General features: G+C 43.4%; 1 protein-coding gene. It reads left to right on the forward strand.

All coding sequences use genetic code 4. The annotated features are described in order from the left end of the window. The coding region (locus E1I18_RS03665; RefSeq protein ID WP_308495578.1) for a TRCF domain-containing protein at positions 1–438 on the forward strand (438 nt) is incomplete at both ends.

Consider the following 438-nt stretch of genomic DNA (forward strand, 5'->3'; position numbering starts at 1 on the left):
TTATTGAAGATGCCGATCGTTTTGGCTTGAGCCAGCTGTACCAATTACGTGGACGTGTCGGTCGTTCGAGCCGTATCGGGTATGCGTATTTCCTTCACGCAACGAACCGTGTATTGAATGAAGTTGCTGAAGAACGTCTCCAAGCAATTAAAGAATTTACCGAACTTGGCAGTGGCTTTAAAATTGCGATGCGTGACTTGAACATTCGGGGTGCAGGTAACTTACTCGGTAAACAACAGCACGGTTTCATTGATTCGGTCGGCTTTGACTTGTACTCACAAATGTTAGAAGAAGCGGTGAACGAAAAACGTGGCATTAAAGAAGAAACGCCGGTTCCTGAGCTTGAGTTAGATTTGAAACTCGATGCATATTTACCAGCTGAATACATTCGTAATGAACAAGCGAAAATTGAAATTTACAAGAAGTTGAGAGCGACTG

Origin of the sequence: Mycoplasmopsis mucosicanis, from assembly GCF_006546935.1 — a bacterium.
Lineage (GTDB): Bacteria > Bacillota_I > Bacilli_A > Mycoplasmatales > Metamycoplasmataceae > Mycoplasmopsis > Mycoplasmopsis mucosicanis.